The 3,215-nt window shown below is 70.5% G+C and carries 4 protein-coding genes; 2 read left to right on the plus strand and 2 right to left on the minus strand.

Annotated features, from left to right (window positions below; translation table 11 throughout):
• A partial coding sequence (locus ACFV4N_RS41795; RefSeq protein WP_499678236.1) for a hypothetical protein occupies positions 1–183 on the plus strand: 183 nt, incomplete at its 5' end.
• On the opposite strand, the gene ACFV4N_RS41800 is transcribed toward ACFV4N_RS41795, so the two are convergent.
• Positions 180–701 carry an EF-hand domain-containing protein gene (locus tag ACFV4N_RS41800; RefSeq protein ID WP_499678237.1) on the minus strand — a complete coding sequence of 174 codons (522 nt, stop codon included), beginning with the start codon at positions 699–701 and terminating at the stop codon, positions 180–182. The two genes, ACFV4N_RS41795 and ACFV4N_RS41800, sit on opposite strands and share 4 nt — an antisense overlap.
• Positions 702–868: 167 nt before the next feature.
• Positions 869–1,267, minus strand: a complete 399-nt coding sequence (locus ACFV4N_RS41805) for a hypothetical protein (protein ID WP_499678238.1) — start codon at positions 1,265–1,267, stop codon at positions 869–871.
• A 157-nt stretch (positions 1,268–1,424) separates the two neighbouring features.
• Between ACFV4N_RS41805 and tyrS the strand changes: the two genes are divergently transcribed.
• The gene (tyrS, locus tag ACFV4N_RS41810) at positions 1,425–2,699 is read left to right on the plus strand and encodes a tyrosine--tRNA ligase (RefSeq protein ID WP_499678239.1); all 1,275 of its coding nucleotides are present in this window, start codon (positions 1,425–1,427) and stop codon (positions 2,697–2,699) included.
• Positions 2,700–3,215 lie beyond the last annotated feature (516 nt).

The raw sequence follows: 3,215 nt of genomic DNA on the forward strand, positions 1-3,215 counted from the left end.
CCTCCACGACCTGCCCGCCGCACCGCTGCCGACCCCGCGGGACGAGCAGCGGCGGCTGCTGGACCGGCCGCCCGAGGGCCTGGCCGTCGCCCGGCCGGGCAGGGCTCGCCGGCCCGCGCCGCCGAGCGGGCCGGGTGGGTGGGCGCGCCGGTGGCCGTGGAGGTGGTCCGGGGCTCCCGCTAGACCTCGCCGAACACGTACGTGCCGGGTGCGTCCTCGTCGTCGCCGGCCCAGAACTCCACCCAGTGGCCGGCGAACTCGGCCTTCGAGATGTGCCCGTCGCCGTTCAGGTCCAGGCGCGCGAACCCGGCGTCGGTCGACGAGTCGTCACCCGTCCACGCGTGGATCATGCGGCCGTACTCCGCCGCCGAGATCTCGCCGTCGCCGTCCTCGTCCACCGCCTCGAACATCGACTCGGCGGTGGCCACCACGAGGTCCAGCATGGTGCCCAGGTTGTCGACCGCGGCCAGCACCTCGTCGAGCGTGATCCTCTGGTCCCGGTTCTCGTCGGACGCCCCGTGCAGCGCCTCCCACCACCTCATCATCAGCTCGCGCAACCTGTCCGACCCGGACTCGCCCCGGATGCCCGCCCACCGGTCCGTCAGCGCCTCGAAGTCCGCGCGCTCCAGGAAACCGTCACCGTTCACGTCCATCGCGGCGAACACGATGGAGACCTTCTTCCGCTGCAAGTCGCTGGCCACGCAAGCAAACTTGGTCGCGGAGGGCGGGAAGGACAATTGACCAGCCGGGGCAAACCCGCGTGCGTGAGGGTGAACGCGCCGTGACGGTCGGTAGCGCCGGGGCGTGCCGGACGAGGTGATCGACTCCCGGCCTCCCCGACCGCCCGCGCGGCCGGGGAGGCCGGCGGTCAGCGCACCGTGCGCCGGTACCAGACCCGGCGGTCCGCCGAGGGCAGGGCGACCCGCGTGATCACGTTCGTCAGCACCGCCCCGATCAGCAGCCACAGCAGCGCGGCCAGGCCGTCGTTGAGCAGCGTCCGCAGGCCCTCGCTCGCCGGCGTGAACAGGTCGCGCAGGCCGAGCGACACGCCCGCCGACCACGAGTCGATCAGCTGCGCGAACCCGTTGGCCCGGTTCGCGCCACCCAGCACCAGGAAGATGTGGATCGCCAGCACGATGGCGAACACCCAGCACACCACGTCGATCACCGCGCACGCCACGCGCACGGCGCGCACCCGGCCGTCACCGCGGCGCTCGACGACCTCTTCCTGCTGGTACGGGACGTCGACCGGCCGGTCGCGAGGCACCCCGGGACGGGGTAACGCCTCGGTCGGGCGATCAGCGGGACGTGGGTCGCGATCCGAGTAGGTCATCGCTGCGGTCCTCTCACTAGGGCCCGCCACCGGCTACCCGAAGCGGGCACCGGCTCAAACCGCGTTGACCAGGTGCGGGACAATGGCGCACGTGAGCGAGCACATCCTCGACGAGCTGTCCTGGCGCGGCCTGATCGCGCAATCCACCGACCTCGACGCACTCCGGGAGGACCTGGACTCCGGCCCGCTCACCCTCTATGCCGGTTTCGACCCGACCGCGCCCAGCCTGCACGCCGGCAACCTCGTCCCGCTGCTCATGCTGCGCCGCTTCCAGCGCGCCGGGCACCGGCCCATCGTCCTGGCGGGCGGCGCCACCGGCATGATCGGCGACCCGCGCGACACCGGCGAGCGCACCCTCAACTCCGAGGACACGGTCAAGGACTGGGTCGGCCGCATCCGGGGCCAGCTGGAGCGGTTCGTCGAGTTCGACGACGGCCCCACCGGCGCGATCATCGTCAACAACCTCGACTGGACCGGCGACATGCCGGTGCTGGAGTTCCTCCGCGACGTCGGCAAGCACTTCTCGGTCAACGTCATGCTCGCCCGGGAGACGGTCAAGCGCCGCCTCGACGGCGACGGCATGTCCTACACCGAGTTCAGCTACCTGCTCCTCCAGTCCAACGACTACCTGCGGCTCCACCGCCAGTACGGCACCAGGCTCCAGGTGGGCGGCTCCGACCAGTGGGGCAACCTGGTCGGCGGCGTCGACCTGATCCGCAAGGTCGAGGGCCGCTCCGTGCACGCCCTGACCGCGCCCCTGGTCACCGACGCCGAGGGCCGCAAGTTCGGCAAGTCCACCGGCGGCGGCAACCTGTGGCTCGACCCCGCGATGACCTCGCCGTACGCCTGGTACCAGTACTTCGTCAACGTGGGCGACGCCGACGTGATCCGGTACCTGCGGATGTTCACCTTCCTGTCCAGGGAGGAGGTCGCCGAGCTGGAGCGGCAGACCGCCGAGGCGCCGCACCTGCGCGCCGCGCAGAAGAAGCTGGCCCAGGAGTTCACCGACCTCGTGCACGGCGAGCACGAGACGCGCCAGGTCATCGCGGCGAGCCAGGCCCTGTTCGGCCGGGGCGAGCTGCGCGAGCTGGACGCGTCGACGCTGGCCGCCGCCATGGCCGAGGTGCCCACCGGCGAGGTGCGCCTGGCCGACGAGCCGACCGTCGTCGACCTCCTGGTGACCTCCGGGCTGGCCGACAGCAAGGGCGCGGCGCGGCGCACGGTCAAGGAGGGCGGCGCGTACGTGAACAACGCGAAGGTCGCCGACGAGGAGTGGCGCCCCGCGAAGGAGGACCTGCTGCACGGCGAGTGGCTGGTGGTCCGGCGCGGCAAGCGCAACACCGCCGGGGTCAGGGTGCACGCCTGACCTGCGCGGGGAGCCCGATGACGGCCGCCGTTCCCCCTGTGGGGCGGCGGCCGTCGTCATCTCTTCGTGTGATCGCGGTCACACTGTTGCGCGGGAAGCGGGTCGGATAGCGTGGACGACGGTGCTGCACGGGCTGCTGACCTGCGGTTTCGGTCCGTGGAGCGCTGCTGCGCCCCCGATTTGACCCGGCCTTCCGCTGCGTGTAACTTTCTCTCTGTCAGCGCGGAACGGGCCGGGAAGCCGGAACGGAGTGCGGCAGGTCACGAACCAAGCTCCCACCTCGTGTGGTAGAGTGGGTGACCGCGAGACACGAAGACCCAGTCGGGGCCCTGAGGGCCTGGTCGACCAGGGCGTCTTGTTTCACAACAAGCTTGAACGAATCACAAGCCTCTGAGCGAACCGTGTGAACGGTGAGTGACGATGAGCGCGTGTTCTTTGAGAACTCAACAGCGTGCCGAATAGCCAGTAAATTTATGATCCTCGTCAAGAGGATTCCTTTGAGATTGTTACTGGACA

The organism is Actinosynnema sp. NPDC059797, assembly GCF_042732085.1.
Lineage (GTDB): Bacteria > Actinomycetota > Actinomycetes > Mycobacteriales > Pseudonocardiaceae > Actinosynnema.